Origin of the sequence: Streptomyces sp. NPDC091416 (genome assembly GCF_044756845.1) — a bacterium.
Classification (GTDB): Bacteria; Actinomycetota; Actinomycetes; order Streptomycetales; family Streptomycetaceae; genus Streptomyces.
Genome location: NZ_JBIVTU010000001.1, coordinates 75438 through 93872 on the forward strand (window position 1 = coordinate 75438; position 18435 = coordinate 93872).

The following is an 18435-nucleotide window of genomic DNA, read 5'->3' on the forward strand; positions in this document are numbered from 1 at the left end:
GCCGGACACGTTCGACCTGACGGAAGGACTGAACTCCGTGCCCCACGGAAAGCTGTTCGCGCTCAGCGACCAGCACGTCGCCCATACGGAGAACCGGCGCATCACCGAGTCGCTCAGGCCGGAGTCCGACGACGACTGGCTGCTCGTCGCCGGGGACGTCGGCGAGAAGTTCGAGGACATCGCCTGGGCGCTGAAGCTTCTCTCGGAGCGGTTCCGCCGGGTCGTCTGGGCCCCCGGCAACCACGAGCTGTGGACCCATCCCGCCGACCCTGTCGCCCTGCGCGGCAAGGACCGCTACGACGGGCTGGTCGAACTCTGCCGGGAGCTCGGGGTGTCGACCCCGGAGGATCCTTACCCGGTCTGGGAGGGCGGCGGGGAACCCGTCACCGTCGCCCCGCTGTTCGTCCTGTACGACTACTCCTTCCGCGCTCCCGGGACCCGCACGAAGGAGGAGTCGCTGCGCGTGGCCCATGAGTCGGGGGTGGTGTGCACGGACGAGTACCTGCTCCACCCCGACCCGTACCCGTCGCGCGACGCCTGGTGCCGCGCCCGGGTCGCCCTCACCGAGGAGCGGCTCGCGGCCGTCGACCCGCGGCACCGCACCGTCCTGGTCAACCACTACCCGCTGGTGCGGGAACCCACCCGGATCCTGACGTATCCCGAGTTCGCCCAGTGGTGCGGCACGGAGCTGACCGCCGACTGGCACCTCCGCTTCCGGGCGGCCGCCGTCGTCTACGGCCATCTCCACATCCCACGGGTCACCTGGCACGACGGGGTCCGCTTCGAAGAGGTGTCGATCGGGTATCCGCGGGAGTGGCGTTCCCGGCCGCCCCGCTCGCCGCTGCGTCAGATCCTGCCGAGTCCCGCCTCGGAGCACCCGGCATGATCGACTCCGTGCTGCCCCCCGAGGTGGCCGCCGTGAGCGTGTTCGGTGATCTGTCGCCCGCGGACGGCCACGGGCTCTTCCCCGCGGAGGCGGCGACGATCGCCCGGTCGGTGCCGCAGCGCCGCGCCGAGTTCACCACCGTCCGGCTGTGCGCACGCCGGGCGCTGGACAAGCTCGGCGTGGATCCGGTTCCTCTGGTTCCGGGGAAGCGGGGAGCTGTCGAGTGGCCGGCCGGCGTGACCGGCAGCATGACCCACTGCACCGGCTTCCGCGCGGCGGCGGTCGCCCGCTCCGGGGGCGTCGCGTCGCTGGGCATCGACGCGGAACCGAATCTGCCCCTGCCCGACGGCATCCTGGAGGTCGTCTCCCTGCCGCGCGAGAGGGCCGGTGTCGCCGCGCTCGCGCGGCAACGCCCCGACGTGCACTGGGACCGGCTGCTGTTCAGCGCCAAGGAGTCGGTGTTCAAGACCTGGTATCCGCTGACCCACCGCGAGCTCGACTTCACGGAGGCGGAGCTCGAATTCGACCCCGGCGCGGGCACGTTCTCGGCGCGCCTCCTGGTGTCTGGGCCCGAAGTGGCCGGGCACGCCCGGGACACGTTCTCCGGGCGCTGGACCGTGGGACGCGGCTTCGTCCTGACCGCGATCGTCCTGCCGGGCTGAAGCGGCCCCGGCCACTCGACGGCTGTCCGCCCGGAGCGATCGTCAGAATTGTCCCCCAGCCCCTTCCCCGGGTGCGGCATGCCCAAACAGCGGCGCAATCCGATCAGGAGTAAAGGGAAAGTAAATGAAATGCATTAATTAAGTAAATACTGTTCAGTGACCAACTCCCTCGGTTACGCTCATGGCCGAACGAGCACAATCGGATTTCCTGACCAAAAATCCTGGACGAGGCGGCCTTTCCGGACCTTCATCACCGGAGGCCTCTTCCCCGAGCACCCTTGTGTTAATTTCTGCCCACCGTTCCGAAACTTGCCGTATTCCCTCTCTCCACCGCATGGCCGTACTCTCGGATCACTCGTGAGCGAATTTACGCTCCATTTCTCTTCACGAAATCCGGATACTTTAGAGTTGACGCCCGAAACGACCTGCGGGCGCAAGGGGGAGCAGCGAATGCCGGCAGCCAGAGGGTCCCACTCGGTCGGGGAACGCACACCACTGGAACACGGCGCACCACGCATCGGCGGGGACGGGTCACCGTTCGGCAGCGACGGGAGCCGGCCCGCCCCGGCGGACCCCGCGCCCACGGCGGGCGGCCCCACGGGGGTCACGGCCTTTCACACGCTGGTCGGCGAGATGAGCGCCCGCTGCCGGCGCGAGCTCCTCCTGGTCCTGCCCAGCGGCGCCCGCCCCTGCCAGTCCTTCCCGGCCGCCCGGACCATCGCCCTGGATCTGCTGGGCCGCGGGGTGCGGGCCCGGCTCATCTACCAGCACGCCATACGCGGCGACCTGGTCACCCGGGCGCTGGTGCGGGAGCTGACCCAGCACGGGGCCGAGGTCAGGACCAGCGCCGAGCTGATCGATCCGCTCGTCGCCTTCGACCGCGAGATCCTCGTTCTGCCCCACTCCCCGGACCTCTCCGGGGACGCCGGCACGACGGGGACGGTCGCGGTGCGGGACCCGGCAATGGTGGCGTTCGCCTGTGCCGCTTTCGAGAACCTATGGAACACCGCATGCCCGCTCATTCCCGACACGAAGGACACCGGGCACACAATCGATGCACTCAAGAAGTCGATAGTGCGTCTTATGGCAATGGGCCACAAGGACGAAATGGTGGCTCGCCGACTCGGCATATCCGTCCGTACCTGCCGTAGGCATATCGCTGAAATCATGGATGAACAGGGCGCCATCAGCCGTTTCCAAGCCGGTGTTGTCCTGACCCGGGCGGGCCTGGTAGACGACCCTTTTCCGGCGCCCCGGACAGCCATGGCGGGGAGCGATTCCGCCTCACCGGAAAACCCCCGGGGCGCGGACGGTCCGGCATCCTCCGCGGAAACTCCCGGAACCTCACCCACGTAGCGAACCGGACGGTTGCGTACGTATCGAGTGCCTGCCGGATTACCGCTTCCCCCGCCATGGAGCAGCCGCGCGCACGAAACGGCGCCGGCTCCCGGAACCTCGATGAGGTCCCGGGAGCCGGCGCCGCGTCCGTACCGCTGGGTCCGGACCTACTTGGTCCACTCCGACCAGCTCATGTTCCAGCCGTTGAGACCGTTGTCCGGCTGGATCGTGCTGTCGTGGGAGTTCTTGACGACCACGACGTCCCCGATGAGCGAGCTGTTGAAGAACCAGGCGGCCGGGGTGCTCGGGTCACCGGCACCGCGCGCGTCCTGGAGGCCGACACAGCCGTGGCTGGTGTTGGTCGAGCCGAAGATGCCCGATCCGCCCCAGTAGTTGCCGTGGATGAACGTGCCCGACGTGGACAGGCGCATCGCGTGCGGCACGTCCTTGATGTCGTACTCGCCGCCGAAGCCCACGGTGTCACCGTTCATCCGGGTCACCCGGAGCTTCTCGCTGATGACCATCTGGCCGTTGTACGTGGTGGTGGCCGGGGCCCCCGCCGAGATCGGGATGTCCTTGATCTGCTTGCCGTCGCGGACGACCTTCATCCGGTGCGACTCCGCGTCGACGGTGCTGACCTGCCGGCGGCCGACGGTGAACGACACCGTCTTGGCCTGCTTGCCGTAGACACCGGGACGTCCCTCGACGCCGTCCAGGTCGAGCTTCACGGTCACCTTGGTGCCCGCGGCCCAGTAGTCCTCCGGGCGGAAGTCCAGACGGTCGTTGCCGAACCAGTGGCCCTCGATCGCGACGGCGGGCTCGGCCGTCACCTCGATGGCCTTCTCGACCGCCTCCGGGTCGGTGATGCCCCGGGTGAAGTGGATCGAGACCGGCATGCCGACGCCGACCGTGGAGCCGTCCTCCGGGGTGTACTGCCCGATGAAGGTGTTCTGCGGTACCAGGGTGGTGAAGGTGGTGTCCTTCGCCGACTCACGGCCCTTCGCGTCCTTGGCGACCGCGTGGACCTTGTACTTCGTCGCCGCTGCCAGGTGCCGGTCCGGCTCCCAGCTGGTGCCGTCGGCCGCGATCTTCCCCGCGACGTCGGCCCCCTTCGGGTCGGAGACCTTGACCGTGGCCAGCTTCCCCTGCTCGGCCGAGATCTTCAGCGCCCCGCTCGTGGCGACGGAGTCGGCCCCGTCCTTCGGCACGATGTTCACGACGGCCTGCGAGGCCGTGGTGTCCGTGGTCCCCGACCCGGCCGCCCTGCCGCTCTTGCCCCCGCCGTCGGTGTCTCCCCCGCCGCACGCCGTCACCAGCAACAGCAGCGCACCCACTACCAGAGCCATCAGACCCGTGGACCCACGCCCCCGCCGCCTGCTGTCCGCCCCGGCCGATGCCCCCGATATCGGCTGCCCGTTCAATGTGGTCGTCTCCCCTCACACGGCCTGGCCCCGCCAAGGCCCCAGGGAACCCGCAGGCTCCCACCCCCGCACGCACATGCGCGCTCATCGAAAGATAATCACACCGACGGTGGGCAGATCTCCTCCGGAATGTCACCGTTCAGTCCCAACTCGTCCCAGGACTTGGCCTGGTCGGGAGGGCTGCCGCCGCCGCGGCGCCGGTACGCCGGACGGCGCGGCCCGAGCGGCCGCGCCGTCGATGGGAAACCCGGGGAACGTCCCCGGGCGTCAGCGGAGCGCGGAACCCGCCTTCCACCGCTTCCAGTCCATGTTCCAGCCGCCCAGACCATTGTCCGGAGCGACCTTCTTGTCCTTGGAGTTGACGACCTCGACGACGTCCCCGATCAGGGTCCGGTCGAAGAACCAGCCGGCCGGGGTGGAGCCGCTGCCGCCCTGCACGTCGCGCAGCCCGATGCAGCCGTGGCTGACGTTCGTCGAGCCGAAGATGTCGTCGTCGGACCAGTAGTTGCCGTGCAGGAAGGTGCCGGACTCGGTGAGCCGGATGGCGTGCGGGACGTCCTTGATGTCGTACTCGCCACCGAAGCCCACGGTCCGCCCGTCCATCCGCGTCACCTCGTGCATCTCGCTGACGACCATCTTCCCGTTGTACGTGGTCGTCGTCGGGGAGCCCGCGGTGATCGGGACCGTGGAGACGAGCTGTCCGTCCCGGCGCACCTCCATCGTGTGCGCGGCCGAGTCCACCCGGGACACCTGCTCGCGGCCGATGGTGAACCGGACCGTCTTGCGCTGGCTGCCGAACACCCCCGGCGCCCCCTCCACATCGCGCAGCCCCACCTCGACGGTCACCTCGGTGCCCGGCTGCCAGTAGGCGGCCGGGCGGAAGTCCAGCCGCTTGTCGCCGAACCAGTGCCCCGCGATCTCGACCGCCGGATCGGCCGTCACCCGGATGGCCCGCTGCACGGCCGCCCGACGGGTGACGGGACGGTTGAACGCGAAGGAGACGATCATGCCGGTGCCGACCGTCGACCGGTTCTCCGGTTTGAAGTACCCGATGAAGCGGTGTCCGGGCACCGTCGTGGTGAAGGTCGTGTGGCGGGCCGCGCGGTGCCCCGCACCGTCCACGGCCACCACGTCGACGCTGTACTTGGCGGCGAGCCCGAGCCGGGCCGACACTCCCTGCGGGGACCAGGAGCGCCCGTCCTCGGCGATCAGGCCCCGCACCTCCTGCTGCTGCGCGTCCTCGATCCGGGTGACCTCGACGCTCTCCAGCCGCCCGTCCGGCACCTTCACCCCGACCCGGGTGTCGGGCGCGACGTCCTCGGCCCCGTCCCGCGGGGTGATCCGGATGGCCTCCTGCGGCGAGCGGGACTTCCCGCCCATGATCGAGTTCGTACCCGAGCAGCCCGTCAGGGCAGCCAGTACGGCCAGTACGGCGAGCAGTCCCGACCGGGCCTTCACGGTCGCCGGGCTCGCCCCTGCCTTCTTCGCTACGTGATTCACGTCCCCCCAACGACGGGGGCGGTCCGGGGGAAACGTGAGTGCGGGCCCCCGCGTGGGCAGAACAGAGGGGACGACCACACTCGGGAAGCCGCGGCCGGGACGCCGCACACCCCTTTTCCGGTGCCGGTCCCATGAGCCGCGGGAGGCGAGCAGGTGTCGAGCGCAGCCGAGCAGGAGGCAGTGCCGAGGACGGCCACGGGGCCGTCCGGGACGGCGGCGGAGCGTGCGCCCGCCACCGGATCCGGCCCGGCCGTCGAACCGGCGCAGCGGCCGCCCGCCGTGTGGCCGGGAGCGCCGACCCCCCTGGGAGCCCGCTTCCGCGTGGGCCCCGACGGGGTCGCGGGCACCAACTTCGCCCTCTGGGCCGGCGGGGCGGAGGCCGTCGAGCTCTGCCTCTTCGACGAGGACGGCACCGAGACCCGCCTTGCGCTGACCGAGCTGACCCACGAGATCTGGCACGGCTTCGTGCCCGGTGTGCGGCCCGGCCGGCGCTACGGCTACCGGGTGCACGGCCGCTGGGACCCGTGGACGGGCGCCCGGTGGAACGCGGCGAAACTGCTGCTCGATCCGTACGCACGGGCCGTCGACGGCGATTTCACCCTTCCGGCCGAGGTGTACGGCCATGTGAGGGACTGGCCCCAGCAGCATGTCGCCGACACCGTGCGCGACGAACGGGACTCCGCTCCGTACGTCCCCAAAGGAGTCGTCGTCCATGACGACGACGACTGGGCCGAGGACCGCCGCCCCAAGACGCCCTGGGCCGACTCCGTCATCTACGAACTGCACGTCCGCGGCTTCACCGCCCGCCACCCCGGTATCCCCCGGGAGCTGCGCGGCACCTACGCGGGCCTCGCGCACCCGGCGGCCGTCGGCCATCTGAAGCGCCTCGGGGTGACGGCCGTGGAGCTGCTGCCGGTGCACCAGTTCGCCCACGAGGACCATCTGCTGCGGCGCGGGCTGCGCAACTACTGGGGCTACAACTCGATCGGCTACTTCGCCCCGCACGCCGCGTACTCCGCGAGCGGCACGGCGGGCGAGCAGGTCGGCGAGTTCAAGCGGATGGTGCGCGCGCTGCACGACGCGGGCATCGAGGTGATCCTCGACGTCGTCTACAACCACACGGCCGAGGCGGGCGAACTGGGCCCGATGCTCTCGCTGCGCGGCATCGACAACCGCGGCTACTACCGGCTCCAGGCCGACGCCCGCCGGTACGCGGACTACACGGGCTGCGGCAACACCCTGCACGTGGTGCAGCCGAACGTGCTGCGGCTGATCACCGACTCGCTGCGGTACTGGGTCACCGAGATGGGCGTCGACGGATTCCGCTTCGACCTCGCCGCGGCGCTGGCCCGTTCGATGCACGACGTCGACATGCTGTCGCCGTTCCTCGCGGTGATCGCCCAGGATCCGGTGCTGCGCCGGGTGAAGCTGATCGCCGAACCGTGGGACGTCGGCAACGGCGGCTACCAGGTGGGCGCCTTCCCGCCGCTGTGGACCGAGTGGAACGACCGGTACCGGGACGCCGTACGGGACTTCTGGCGCGGCGCCCTCCCGGACGTACGCGATCTCGGCTACCGGCTGACCGGGTCGAGCGACCTGTACGCGTGGGGCGGCCGGCGGCCGTACGCCTCCGTCAACTTCGTCACCGCGCACGACGGTTTCACCCTGCGCGACCTGGTGAGCTACGAGCACAAGCACAACGAGGCCAACGGCGAGGGCAACCGGGACGGCACCTCGGACAACCGGGCCTGGAACTGCGGCGCCGAGGGCGAGACCGAGGACCCCGGCGTCAACGCGCTGCGCCGCCGCCAGCTGCGCAACCTCCTCACCACACTGCTGCTGTCGACCGGGGTGCCGATGCTCGTCGCGGGCGACGAGATGGGCCGTACCCAGGGCGGCAACAACAACGCCTACTGCCAGGACAACGAGACCGGCTGGGTGGACTGGTCGCTGCTGGAGCAGCCGCAGTGGCGGGAGCTGGCCGGGCTGACGGCCCGGGTGCTGGCACTGCGCCACACCCATCCGGTGCTGCGGCGCCGGGCGTTCTTCTCCGGGCGGTCCCAGGCGCCCGACGGGCTGCGGGATCTGGCGTGGTTCACCCGGCAGGGCGCGGAGATGACGGAGGAGGACTGGTACGCACCGGCCGCCACGGTCGGCCTCTACCTCTCCGGCCGCGACATCCCGGGCCGTGACGCCCGGGGCGAGCAGGTGAGCGACGACAGCTTCCTCGCGGTCCTGCACGCCGGGGACCGACCCGCGGACTTCCGGCTGCCGGGGCCGCCGTGGGCGGACGCGTACGAACTGGTCCTGGACACCTCGCGGGAGGACCAGTCCGCCGCACCGGGCACGGTCCACGAGGGCGGCACGGTCTTCACGGTGCCGGCGCGGTCGGTGCTGCTGCTGCGGGTGCGGTCGTAGCGCGGGAGGGTCAGCCGAGGATGCCGCGTTCGTAGGCGACCGCGACCGCGGCGGCGCGGTCCTTGGCGTCCAGTTTGGCGAAGACATGGGTGAGGTGGGTCTTCACGGTCGCCTCGCTGATGAACAGCTCGGCCGCGATCTCGCGGTTCGACGTGCCCCGGGCCACGAGTCCGAGAACCTCGCGCTCACGCGCGGACAGTGCCTCGTGGCCGGGCGCGGCCGGGGTACGCACCCGGGAGATCAGCCGGGAGGCGACGGCGGGCGAGAGGACGGTGCGGCCGTCGGCGGCCGCACGGACCGCGGTGAAGAGTTCGTCGCGGGGCGCGTCCTTGAGCAGATAGCCGGTCGCGCCCGCCTCGATCGCGGGCAGCGTGTCGGAGTCGGTGTCGTACGTGGTGAGGACCAGGACCTTGGAGCGGGCGCCGCGCCGGGTCAGTTCGGCGATCGCCGCGACTCCGCCGCCGCCCGGCATCCGCAGGTCCATCAGCACGACGTCGGGATCGAGCCGGAGGGCCAGGCCGACGCCCTCGACGCCGTCGGCCGCCTCACCCAGCACCCGGAACTCCGGCGCCGACGCGAACATGCCGCGCAGCCCGTCCCGTACGACGGGGTGGTCGTCGACGACGATCAGCGTGATGACGCGCGCGGGTTCCCGGTCCATAGCGGCCCACCGTACTGTGCCGGAACGCCCGGGGCCTGACGGACCATCGGGACCCGGGCGCAGACCGCGGTGCCGAGGTCCGGGCCGCTCTCCACCTCGACCGTGCCCGCGATGCGTTCGGCGCGCGCCCGCATGCCGCCCAGCCCGAATCCGCCGGCGCCCCGGTACGGCGGCAGCGCGGCCGGGTCGAAGCCGCGACCGTCGTCCCGTACGTCCAGTGCTATCTCGTCGCCCATGTAGGACAGGGTGATGCCGGCCCGGGACGCCCCGGCGTGCCGGGCCGCGTTGGCGAGGGCCTCCTCCGCGATGCGCAACAGGGTGGCGCCGACCTCGTCGTGCAGGGGTTCGGCCGTGCCGGTGACCGTGAACTCGGCGCGGATCCCGGTCCGTTCGGACCATGTGGTCACCGTCTTCCTCAGGGCGCCGGGCAGGTCGTCGTGTTCCAGAGCCGACGGAACGAGGTTGTGCACGGAGCGGCGGGCCTCGCCGAGGCTGTGCCGGGCGAGTGCGGCGGCCCGGGCGAGGTGCTCACCGGCGAGCGCGGGGTCGGTCCCGGCCGTGGAGGTCACGGCCTGGAGCTGGGCGATGATGCCGGTGAGCCCCTGGGCGATGGTGTCGTGGATCTCGGCGGCCAGCCGGCTCCGCTCGTCGGCCACGCCCGCCTCCCGTGCCTGCACGAGGAGTTGGGCATGCAGCCCGGCGTTCTCGGCCAGGGCCTGTTCGAGCCGGGCGTTGGCCGACTCCAGTGCGGTGATGGTGTCGGTCCTGGTACGCGCCTGCTCGGCCTCCCGGTTGCCGATCTGGGCGAAGACCATGGTGAGGCTCACGTGCACGGCCAGCACGATGGCGAAGACGACCCAGCTCATGGGGGTGGTGGGCGGCAGGCCGCTGCCGGACTGCGCGCCCGCCATGATGACGGCGGTGGCCAGCAGCCCGGCCCTCATGCGCCGCTCCGGGAGCAGTCGACCCGAGTCGAAGTAGCCCAGCACCGCGTAGATCGAGAAGAACGGGTTGCACCAGGTCAGCCCGAGGGCCAGCAGGGTACGGACGACGAAGTGGCACTGGGCCGCGGGTGATCCCTGCTCCGCCGGGGCCCTGCTCCACAGGAGCTGGAGGGCGAGCGCGGCCGGGAGGAGCACCGCGGCGGCGTACACGTCCGTGCGGGACATGAGGAGCCCGCTGGTCACGGCCGAGACTCCGGCGGCCAGGGCGAGCAGCGCGTACGGTCCGTGCCGGAAGAACCGCTCCCACCACTGCTCGGCCGTCGTCTCCGCGGTGTTCATGGATGAAGTCTGCTCCGCTCCGGTCTCCGGATGAAGTCGGCCCCGCTCCGGTTCCCCGACGAGGCCGGCTCCGCTCACTCCCATCGGAACGTACGGACCGCGGCAGTCGCCGCCAGTACGGTCCACAGCGCCACCACCGCGAGATGCGCCCAGCTCGGCCAGGCGCCGGTGGCCGCGCGGTCCAGCACCTGTGAGGCCGCGCCGAACGGGGTGGCCTGGACGATGTGGCGCAGCGCGTCGGGCATGACCTGCACCGGCACCCAGACGCCCGCGGTGAACATCATCACGAAGAAGACGACCGAGCCGACGGCCGCCGCGATCTTGGTGGTGCGCGAGACGGCGCAGACCAGCGCGCCCAGCGCCAGCACGCAGCCGACTGCCAGCAGCAGCCCGAGCAGATAGCCGAACGGCTGCCCGGGCAGCCGCACTCCGAAGGCGATCCGGCCGACGGCCGTCACGAGCAGGGTGGAGCCGAGCGCGGCGGCGCCGTGCAGGACGATCTGCGCGCCGAGGACCGCGGCGGGCCGTACGGGCGTGGTGGACATGCGGCGCAGGATGCCGCGTTCGCGGTACCCGGTCAGGACGGGCGGCATCGCCTGCAGACCGGCCATGATCATGGCGAGCAGGATGGCCACGGGTACGTACAGATCGATGACGCGACGGCCGCCGAGCGCGTCGTCGTGCTCCCGGAAGGACGGGATCAGGCCGAGGATCGTCATGAGCACGGTCGGGAAGGCGAGGATCCAGAACAGGCTGCCGGGCTCGCGGAGGAAGAGCCGGGTCTCGGACCTCAGGACCGCGAGCGAGGCGCGCGAGGGTGCGGGGCGGGGCGCGGGGACGGTGTTCGCCGTGGCCATCTCAGGCTGCCTGTTCTGTCAGTCCGCGGTCGTCCGCGGGGCCGGGGTGCTCGGTCAGGTCGAGGAACGCGTCGTCGAGGGTGGCCTCGGCGACCCTGAGCCGGTGCGCGGTGACGCGGAGCCGGGCCAGCAGCGAGATGACGGCGTTGACGGTCTCGTCGGTGCCGTTGACGGCGACCCGTCCGTCCTTCGTCCCGTACGAGGTCGCGCCGGGCAGTGCGGCCAGCTCTGCTTCGGGGAGCGGGGCGGAGGGCGTGAAGGAGATGGACGTGGAGCCGCCGGCCAGGGCGATCAGTCCGGACGGGGTGTCGAGGGCGGCGAGCCGGCCCCGGTCGATCACGGCGATCCGGTCGCAGAGGCGCTGGGCCTCCTCCATGAAGTGGGTGACCAGCACCACCGTGACCCCGCTGTCCCGTACCTCCTCGATCAGCTGCCAGGTGTCGCGCCGGGCGCGCGGGTCCAGTCCGGTGGTGAGTTCGTCCAGGACCACCACGCGGGGGTTGCCGATGAGGGCGAGCGCGATGGACAGGCGCTGCTTCTGGCCGCCGGAGAGCCGGGCGAACCGGGTGGTGAGCGTGGTGTGCAGCCCGAGCCGTTCGGCGAGCGGACGCCAGTCGGCGGGGTGCGGGTGGAACGCGCTGTACAGCTCCAGTGCCTCGCTCACCGTGATCTTCGGCTGGAGTTCGCTCTCCTGGAGCTGCGCGCCCAGCAGGAGCGTCACGCGGTCGTGGTCGGCGACGGGGTCGAGACCGGCGACCCGGACCGTACCGGCGTCGGGGACGCGCAGGCCCTCGACGCATTCGACGGTGGTGGTCTTGCCCGCGCCGTTGGGGCCGAGGATCCCGAAGATCTCGCCCTCGTCCACGCGGAAGCTCACGCCGTCGACCACGGGGCGGCCCGCGTAGGTCTTGCGCACCCCGTTCACCTCGATGATTGCCATGCCTGCGAGCATCACGGGCTCCGGGCCCCCGCGGCATCCGCCATCGCGCTCGAACCGTCATCCGCCGATCGGTTGATGCCGTACTACGACCGTCCTCGACCGCTGCCCGCCGAGCCGTTGCCGGGTGCGAAAAGAAGGTGAGCGATGTCAGTGGTGAAACGTAGGCTCGCCCCTGATGCCCGAAGAACATGTAGAGCCCAAGGACCGGTCCGCCGTGCAGTCCCTGCTGCGGCTGTGGCCGTATGTGAAGCCGGTGCGCAACCGTATGGCCGGTGCCGCCCTGATCGCGATCGTCGCCTCGTGTCTCGGGCTGGTGATCCCGCTGGTGCTGAAGTGGATCGTCGACGGCCCGGTCGCCCACCGGGACCCGGGCGGCGTCTGGCTCGGTGCGCTGTTCCTGCTGCTGCTGGGGATCACCGAGGCGGTCCTGTTCGGGGTACGCCGTTGGATGGTGGCGCGCCCGCTGGCCGGTGTCGAGGCGTCGATGCGGGCCGACCTCTACGGGCATCTGCAGCGGCTGCCGGTGGCCTTCCACGACCGGTGGTCCTCGGGTCAGCTGCTGTCGCGCGGCACCACGGATCTGATGCTGCTGCGGATGTTCCTGGTCTTTCCGCTGACCTTTCTGCTGGTCAACACCACCACGATCCTGGTCGGTTTCGTGATCCTGCTGCTCCAGGAGTGGACGCTCGGACTGGTGCTGCTCGCCCCCGTCGTGCCGCTGGTGATCATCTGCTCCGTCTTCGAGACGAAGTACTCGGTGGTGGCGCGCAGGGCCCAGGACCAGGTGGGCGATCTGACGACGGTGGTCGAGGAGAGCGTGCTCGGCATCCGCATCATCAAGGGCTTCGGCCGGCACCGCAGCCAGGCGCTCGCCTTCCGGGCGCTGTCCGAGCGGCTGCGCACCACGGAGCTCGGCAAGGCACGGCTGCTCGCGGGCATCTGGGCGCTCATCACGACGATCCCCGAAATCGCGATCGGGGCCGCGCTGGTGCTCGGCACGATCGAGGTGGCGGACGGCGGCCTCTCGGCGGGCACCCTGGTCGCCTTCCTCTCGACGGCGCTGGCGCTGCGGTGGCCGGTCGAATCGATCGGCTTCCTGCTCGCGATGAGCCAGGAGTCGGCGACGGCGACGGAGCGGTTCTTCGAGGTCATGGACGTGGCGGAGGAGAAGGACACCTCGGTGCCCGGGAGCGCCGCGCGCGATGACCGTCCCGAGGCCGGCGGCATGGTCTTCGAGGGGGTCGGGTTCCGCTACCCGGACGCGGAGGAGGATTCCGTACCCGTCCTGACCCGGATCGATCTGCGGATCCGGCCGGGCGAGACGATGGCTCTGGTCGGGGCCACGGGTTCCGGCAAGACCACGCTCACCGCGCTCGTTCCCCGGCTGCACGACGCCACGTCGGGGCGGATCACGCTGGACGGCGAGGACATCACCGCCATGCCGCGTGAACGGCTGCGCGAGCTGGTCTCGGTGGCGTTCGAGGAGCCCACTCTCTTCTCGGCGAGTGTCGGGGAGAACGTGCTGATGGGCGCTGGCGGCGGCGGGGGCGAGGAGGAGTTGCGGCGGGCCCTGTCGGTCGCGCAGGCCGACTTCGTCCACGATCTGCCGCACGGCATCGACACCCAGGTCGGCGAGCAGGGCCTCAGCCTCTCCGGCGGCCAGCGCCAGCGTCTCGCGCTGGCCAGGGCCGTGGTCGGCCGGCCGCGCTTCCTGGTGCTGGACGATCCGCTCTCCGCGCTGGACGTGCACACGGAGACGCTGGTCGAGGCGGCGCTGCGACGCGTGCTGGAGGACACCACGGCGATCGTGGTCGCGCACCGGCCGTCCACCGTGATGCTCGCCGACCGGGTGGCTCTGCTGACGGAGGGCCGGATCAGCGCGGTCGGCACCCATCAGGAACTGCTGCGCAGCAACGCCGAGTACGCCTGGCTGATGTCCGGCGCGGGCGTCACGGGCGGCGGGGACCCCGCCGACGCGTTCCCTCCGGGTTCGGCGGCCGATGACCTTCCGGGCGCCCACGCCCCTGCCGAGGAGAGCAGCACCCGATGACGAGCACCACGACCGGACGTCCCACGGAGCCGGGCGACAGCGAGGAGAGCGGGTCTCCGCTCGCGGCGGCCGTCGCGCCTGCCGAGCGTGCCGGCGACCCCTTCGACCGCGACGACCTGCCCACCCCGCGCGGGGCCACGCGCGCGCTGCTCGTGTCGCTGCTGCGGCCGCTGCGGGGCCGGGTCGTGGTCGCCGCGCTGTTCCTGCTGATCCAGCAGGCCGCGGTGCAGGCGGGGCCGTTGCTGGTGGCGTACGCGATCGACAGCGGGGTACCCGCGTTCCGGGACGAGGACTACGGGCCGCTGATCGCGGTGGCCCTCGGGTACGCGCTCTGCTCGGCCGGTGCGGGCGCCATGCAGTACGCCTTCATCCAGGCCTCCGCGCGGGTCAACCAGGACGTGCTGCTCGATCTGCGCGGCCGGATCTTCCGCCATGCGCAGGCGCTGAGCGTGGACTTCCACGAGCGGTACACCTCGGGGCGGCTGATCTCCCGTTCCACCACGGATGTGGAGTCGCTGCGGGAGCTGCTCAGCGAGGGCCTGCAGGAGCTGATCGGGGTCGTCCTCTCCTTCGTCTCCATCTCCCTGATGCTGCTGTGGCTCGACTTCGGCACGGGTGCCGTCGCCGTCCTGTCCTTCGTGCCGCTGTATCTGCTGGTGCGGCTCTACCAGCGCCGGGCCGCAGTGATCTTCGCGTCGCGGTCGACGGCGATCGCGGCGGTGATCGTGAAGTTCGCGGAGACGATGAACGGGATCCGGCCCGTCCAGGCGTTCCGCCGCGAGCCCGTCAACGACGAGGTCTTCCGGAAGCTGAACCACGAGCACCGGCGCACGAACGGCGACGCGATGCTGGAGAACGCGCGTTATGTCGTCGGGTCCCGGCTGGTGGCCAACACCGCTGTGGCCGGAATCGTACTGTGGGGCGCCTATCGCGTCGCCTCCGGAAGCCTCGCCCTCGGCGTGCTGGCCGCGATGGTCCTGTATCTGCGACGGCTCTACGACCCGATCGACCGGCTCAGCATGTTCCTCAACTCCTACCAGTCGGCGGCGGCCTCGCTGGAGAAGATCGCGGGGCTGCTGGCCCAGACGCCCACCGTCCCCGAGGCGCTGGAGCCCCGGGAGCTGCCGGCCCGGGCGGACGAACACCCGGGCCGCGAGGTGGTCTTCGACGGGGTGAGCTTCTCCTATCGCACGGGTGGCGAGGTGCTGCCGCGCTTCGATCTGACCGTTCCGGCCGGCCAGACGGTCGCCGTGGTCGGTTCGACGGGGGCGGGCAAGTCGACGCTGGCCAAGCTGCTGGCCCGCTTCTACGACCCGACCGAGGGCCGGGTCCTGCTGGACGGCGCCGATCTGCGCGACCTCGCCACCCCCGAGCTGCGGCGCGGGGTCGTGATGGTGACCCAGGAGGCCTTCCTGTTCTCCGGCACGGTCGCGGAGAACATCGCGATCGGCAGCCCGGACGCGACCCGTGCGGAGATCGAGCAGGCCGCCAGGGCGATCGGCGCCCATGACTTCATCGCCGGTCTGCCCGACGGGTACGACACGGACGTACGCAAGCGGGGCGGCCGGATCTCGGCAGGCCAGCGCCAGTTGGTGGCGTTCGCCCGCGCCCTGCTCGCCAACCCGGCGGTCCTGATCCTCGACGAGGCGACGAGCTCCCTGGACATCCCGGGCGAACGGGCGGTGCAGCGGGCGATGGACACCGTGCTGCACGGCCGCACCGCGGTGGTCATCGCCCACCGGCTGTCGACCGTGGAGATCGCGGACCGGGTCCTGGTGATGGAGCACGGCCGCATCGTGGAGGACGGCGCCCCGGCCGAACTGATCGGCGGTACGGGCCGGTTCGCCGGCCTGCACCGGGCGTGGCGGGAGAGCCTGGCGTAGGACCGCTCACACGGTCCGGGCCGGGCGGCCGGAGCGCGCCCGGCCCATGGCCACCCGCCGGGGCAGGCCCTGGACCACGGCGTTCGGCACGGCACGCCGGAACCGGCCGCGCGGGCCCTCGGACGGATCGGGTGCGAGGACCGGCAGCGAGCCGGGAGGGCGCGGAACGAGCCACAGTTCCCGGCCGTCTCGCCAGGTGGTCACTTCCCTGTTCTTCACACGCTTTTCGAACACGCCGCCTTCGGCCCCTACCTCAACTCCCTCTTCATATTTGGGCTTCCGGGCCCCCGGACGACAACGCGGCGACGATCGGCGAAACGTCCGCTTAACGAACATGACCAATCCGGCAACGGACGAATTCCGGCCAACTTGTTGACGCGGTCCTGACAGGCAATGCCTTCTGCTGACACTGTTCACCCCGTTCTGCGCACTGCTTGCTCTGCCCGGACGGCTCCCCAGCCGCCGGTACCCCCCTCGCAGAAGGAGTCCGCGTGAGATCCACGCTCAGCCGTCGTACCACCGCGACCGGCGCTCTGATAGCCGCAGCAGCCCTCCTCGCCGTAGGAGTCCAGACCGGAACCGCCACGGCCACACCGGGCGACGCACAGGCCGCCACTTCGGCCTCGCAGCCCAATCCCGGCGCGCTGGCCAAGCAGCTCTCGCCCTCGCAGCGGGCCGAGCTGATCCGCGAAGCGAGCGCCGGCACCTCGGCCGCGGCCAAGAAGCTCGGCCTCGGCTCGCAGGAGAAGCTCGTCGTCAAGGACGTCATCCAGGACAACGACGGCACCACGCACACACGGTACGAGCGCACCTTCGGCGGCCTCCCCGTCCTCGGCGGCGACCTGGTCGTCCAGTCGAAGGCGGGCGTGACCAAGAGCGTCACCAAGGCGTCCAGGACCACTTCGGCGCAGCTCAAGGCCGTCGACCTGACCGCGGACGTGGCCCAGGCCACCGCCGAGAAGCAGGCCGTCGGCCTGGCCAAGGCGGACGGCTCGTCGAAGACCGCGGCCGACTCCGCCCGCAAGGTCGTCTGGATGGCGTCGGGCACGCCCCAGCTCGCCTACGAGACCGTGGTCGGCGGTCTGCAGGAGGACGGCACCCCGAACGCCCTCCACGTCATCACCGACGCCACCTCCGGAGCCAAGCTCTACGAGTGGCAGGCCATCGAGAACGGCGTCGGCAACACCGAGTACAGCGGGCAGGTCACGCTCGGCACCGCCCCGTCGTACACGCTGACCGACACCACGCGCGGCAACCACAAGACGTACAACCTGAACCACGGTACGTCCGGCACCGGCACCCTCTTCTCCGGCTCCGACGACGTCTGGGGCAACGGCCTCGCCTCGAACGCGGAGACCGCGGCGGCGGACGCCCACTACGGCGCCGCCGAGACGTGGGACTACTACAAGAACGTCCACGGCCGCAACGGCATCAAGGGCGACGGCGTCGGCGCGTACTCCCGCGTCCACTACGGCAACAACTACGTCAACGCCTTCTGGGACGACAGCTGCTTCTGCATGACGTACGGCGACGGCAGCGGCAACGCATCCCCGCTGACCGCGCTGGACGTGGCCGCGCACGAGATGACGCACGGCGTCACCTCCAACACCGCGGACCTGAACTACAGCGGTGAGTCCGGTGGCCTCAACGAGGCGACCAGCGACATCTTCGCCACCGCCGTGGAGTTCTACGCGAACAACGCCACCGACAAGGGCGACTACCTCATCGGTGAGAAGATCGACATCAACGGCGACGGCACCCCGCTGCGCTACCAGGACAAGCCGAGCAAGGACGGCGCGTCCAAGGACGCCTGGTACTCGGGCATCGGAAACGTCGACGTGCACTACTCGTCGGGCCCGGCCAACCACTTCTTCTACCTCCTCTCGGAGGGAAGCGGCGCCAAGACCATCAACGGCGTCTCCTACGACTCCCCGACCTCCGACGGCCTGCCGGTGACCGGCATCGGCCGCGACAAGGCCGCGCTGATCTGGTTCAAGGCGCTCACCACCAAGTTCACCTCCACGACCAACTACGCGGCCGCCCGCACGGGCACGCTCGCCGCGGCCGGTGAGCTGTACGGCACGACCAGCGCCGAGTACACCGCCGTCGCCAACGCCTGGGCCGGCATCAACGTCGGCACCCGTCCCGGTGGCGGCACCGACCCCGGCGGCACGGTCTTCGAGAACGCCACGGCCGTCTCCATCCCGGACGCCGGTTCGGCCGTCACCAGCTCGGTCACCGTCACCGGCCGCACCGGCAACGCCCCCAGCACCCTCAAGGTCGGCGTGGACATCACCCACACCTACCGCGGTGACCTGGTCATCGACCTGGTCGCCCCGGACGGCACCGCCTACCGCCTGAAGAACTCCTCGTCGAGCGACTCGGTGGACAACGTCAAGACGACGTACACCGTCAACGCCTCCTCGGAGGTCGCGAACGGCACCTGGAAGCTGAAGGTCCAGGACGTCTACTCGGGTGACACCGGCAAGATCAACAGCTTCAAGCTCACCTTCTGATCCCTGGCCTGCGGGCCTTC

At 70.9% G+C, this 18435-nt stretch carries 14 protein-coding genes; 7 read left to right on the top strand and 7 right to left on the bottom strand.

What is annotated here, in order from left to right; genetic code table 11:
• Positions 1 to 37 precede the first annotated feature (37 nt).
• The 3 genes from ACIQMX_RS00135 to ACIQMX_RS00145 all read left to right on the top strand — a co-directional run bounded on the left by ACIQMX_RS00135 (position 38) and on the right by ACIQMX_RS00145 (position 2904).
• Positions 38 to 886, top strand: a complete 849-nt coding sequence (locus ACIQMX_RS00135; protein WP_402474024.1) for a metallophosphoesterase family protein — start codon at positions 38 to 40, stop codon at positions 884 to 886.
• Positions 883 to 1548 carry a 4'-phosphopantetheinyl transferase gene (locus ACIQMX_RS00140; RefSeq protein WP_402474027.1) on the top strand — a complete coding sequence of 222 codons (666 nt, stop codon included), beginning with the start codon at positions 883 to 885 and terminating at the stop codon, positions 1546 to 1548. Before ACIQMX_RS00135 ends, ACIQMX_RS00140 begins: the two co-directional genes overlap by 4 nt.
• Positions 1549 to 1905: 357 nt before the next feature.
• Entirely contained in the window at positions 1906 to 2904 is a 999-nt protein-coding gene (locus ACIQMX_RS00145; RefSeq protein ID WP_402474030.1) for a hypothetical protein, read from the top strand.
• Between the two features lie 149 nt (positions 2905 to 3053).
• Here the strand turns inward: ACIQMX_RS00145 and ACIQMX_RS00150 are convergent, their stop codons facing one another.
• Positions 3054 to 4307, bottom strand: a complete 1254-nt coding sequence (locus ACIQMX_RS00150) for an Ig-like domain-containing protein (RefSeq protein WP_402474033.1) — start codon at positions 4305 to 4307, stop codon at positions 3054 to 3056.
• 267 nt (positions 4308 to 4574) lie between these two features.
• Positions 4575 to 5807, bottom strand: coding sequence for an Ig-like domain-containing protein (locus ACIQMX_RS00155; RefSeq protein WP_402474035.1), 1233 nt, complete (start codon positions 5805 to 5807; stop codon positions 4575 to 4577).
• A gap of 153 nt (positions 5808 to 5960) precedes the next feature.
• Between ACIQMX_RS00155 and glgX the strand changes: the two genes are divergently transcribed.
• Entirely contained in the window at positions 5961 to 8225 is a 2265-nt protein-coding gene (gene glgX / locus ACIQMX_RS00160) for a glycogen debranching protein GlgX (protein WP_402474038.1), read from the top strand.
• 10 nt (positions 8226 to 8235) lie between these two features.
• Here glgX and ACIQMX_RS00165 read toward each other — a convergent pair whose 3' ends face one another.
• The 4 genes from ACIQMX_RS00165 to ACIQMX_RS00180 form a co-directional block, all read right to left on the bottom strand.
• A complete protein-coding gene (locus tag ACIQMX_RS00165) occupies positions 8236 to 8886 on the bottom strand; it encodes a response regulator (RefSeq protein WP_402474040.1) in 651 nt (216 codons plus the stop codon).
• Positions 8853 to 10169 carry a sensor histidine kinase gene (locus ACIQMX_RS00170; protein WP_402474043.1) on the bottom strand — a complete coding sequence of 439 codons (1317 nt, stop codon included), beginning with the start codon at positions 10167 to 10169 and terminating at the stop codon, positions 8853 to 8855. Before ACIQMX_RS00170 ends, ACIQMX_RS00165 begins: the two co-directional genes overlap by 34 nt.
• Before the next feature lie 74 nt (positions 10170 to 10243).
• Positions 10244 to 11026 carry an ABC transporter permease gene (locus ACIQMX_RS00175; protein WP_402474045.1) on the bottom strand — a complete coding sequence of 261 codons (783 nt, stop codon included), beginning with the start codon at positions 11024 to 11026 and terminating at the stop codon, positions 10244 to 10246.
• Position 11027: 1 nt separating this feature from the next.
• Positions 11028 to 11966, bottom strand: coding sequence for an ABC transporter ATP-binding protein (locus ACIQMX_RS00180; protein WP_402474048.1), 939 nt, complete (start codon positions 11964 to 11966; stop codon positions 11028 to 11030).
• A gap of 175 nt (positions 11967 to 12141) precedes the next feature.
• On the opposite strand from ACIQMX_RS00180, the gene ACIQMX_RS00185 reads away from it, so the two are divergent.
• Both ACIQMX_RS00185 and ACIQMX_RS00190 read left to right on the top strand, forming a co-directional pair.
• Complete coding sequence (locus tag ACIQMX_RS00185; protein ID WP_402474052.1) at positions 12142 to 14016, top strand: ABC transporter ATP-binding protein; 1875 nt, start codon at positions 12142 to 12144, stop codon at positions 14014 to 14016.
• Positions 14013 to 15899, top strand: a complete 1887-nt coding sequence (locus tag ACIQMX_RS00190; RefSeq protein WP_402474055.1) for an ABC transporter ATP-binding protein — start codon at positions 14013 to 14015, stop codon at positions 15897 to 15899. The genes ACIQMX_RS00185 and ACIQMX_RS00190 overlap by 4 nt, the downstream gene beginning before the upstream one ends.
• A 6-nt stretch (positions 15900 to 15905) precedes the next feature.
• Here the strand turns inward: ACIQMX_RS00190 and ACIQMX_RS00195 are convergent, their stop codons facing one another.
• Complete coding sequence (locus ACIQMX_RS00195) at positions 15906 to 16103, bottom strand: hypothetical protein (protein ID WP_363077715.1); 198 nt, start codon at positions 16101 to 16103, stop codon at positions 15906 to 15908.
• A gap of 287 nt (positions 16104 to 16390) precedes the next feature.
• Between ACIQMX_RS00195 and ACIQMX_RS00200 the strand changes: the two genes are divergently transcribed.
• Positions 16391 to 18415 (top strand): M4 family metallopeptidase, encoded by a 2025-nt coding sequence (locus ACIQMX_RS00200; RefSeq protein ID WP_402474057.1) that lies wholly within the window; start codon positions 16391 to 16393, stop codon positions 18413 to 18415.
• Positions 18416 to 18435 lie beyond the last annotated feature (20 nt).

What these genes read in the sequence shown, in the direction of transcription:
- ACIQMX_RS00140 (WP_402474027.1), top strand. Translation starts at nt 883, where the DNA reads ATGATCGACTCCGTGCTGCCCCCCGAGGTGGCCGCCGTGAGCGTGTTC.
- ACIQMX_RS00165 (WP_402474040.1), bottom strand. Translation starts at nt 8,886, where the DNA reads ATGGACCGGGAACCCGCGCGCGTCATCACGCTGATCGTCGTCGACGAC.
- ACIQMX_RS00170 (WP_402474043.1), bottom strand. Translation starts at nt 10,169, where the DNA reads ATGAACACCGCGGAGACGACGGCCGAGCAGTGGTGGGAGCGGTTCTTC.
- ACIQMX_RS00175 (WP_402474045.1), bottom strand. Translation starts at nt 11,026, where the DNA reads ATGGCCACGGCGAACACCGTCCCCGCGCCCCGCCCCGCACCCTCGCGC.
- ACIQMX_RS00180 (WP_402474048.1), bottom strand. Translation starts at nt 11,966, where the DNA reads ATGGCAATCATCGAGGTGAACGGGGTGCGCAAGACCTACGCGGGCCGC.
- ACIQMX_RS00185 (WP_402474052.1), top strand. Translation starts at nt 12,142, where the DNA reads ATGCCCGAAGAACATGTAGAGCCCAAGGACCGGTCCGCCGTGCAGTCC.
- ACIQMX_RS00190 (WP_402474055.1), top strand. Translation starts at nt 14,013, where the DNA reads ATGACGAGCACCACGACCGGACGTCCCACGGAGCCGGGCGACAGCGAG.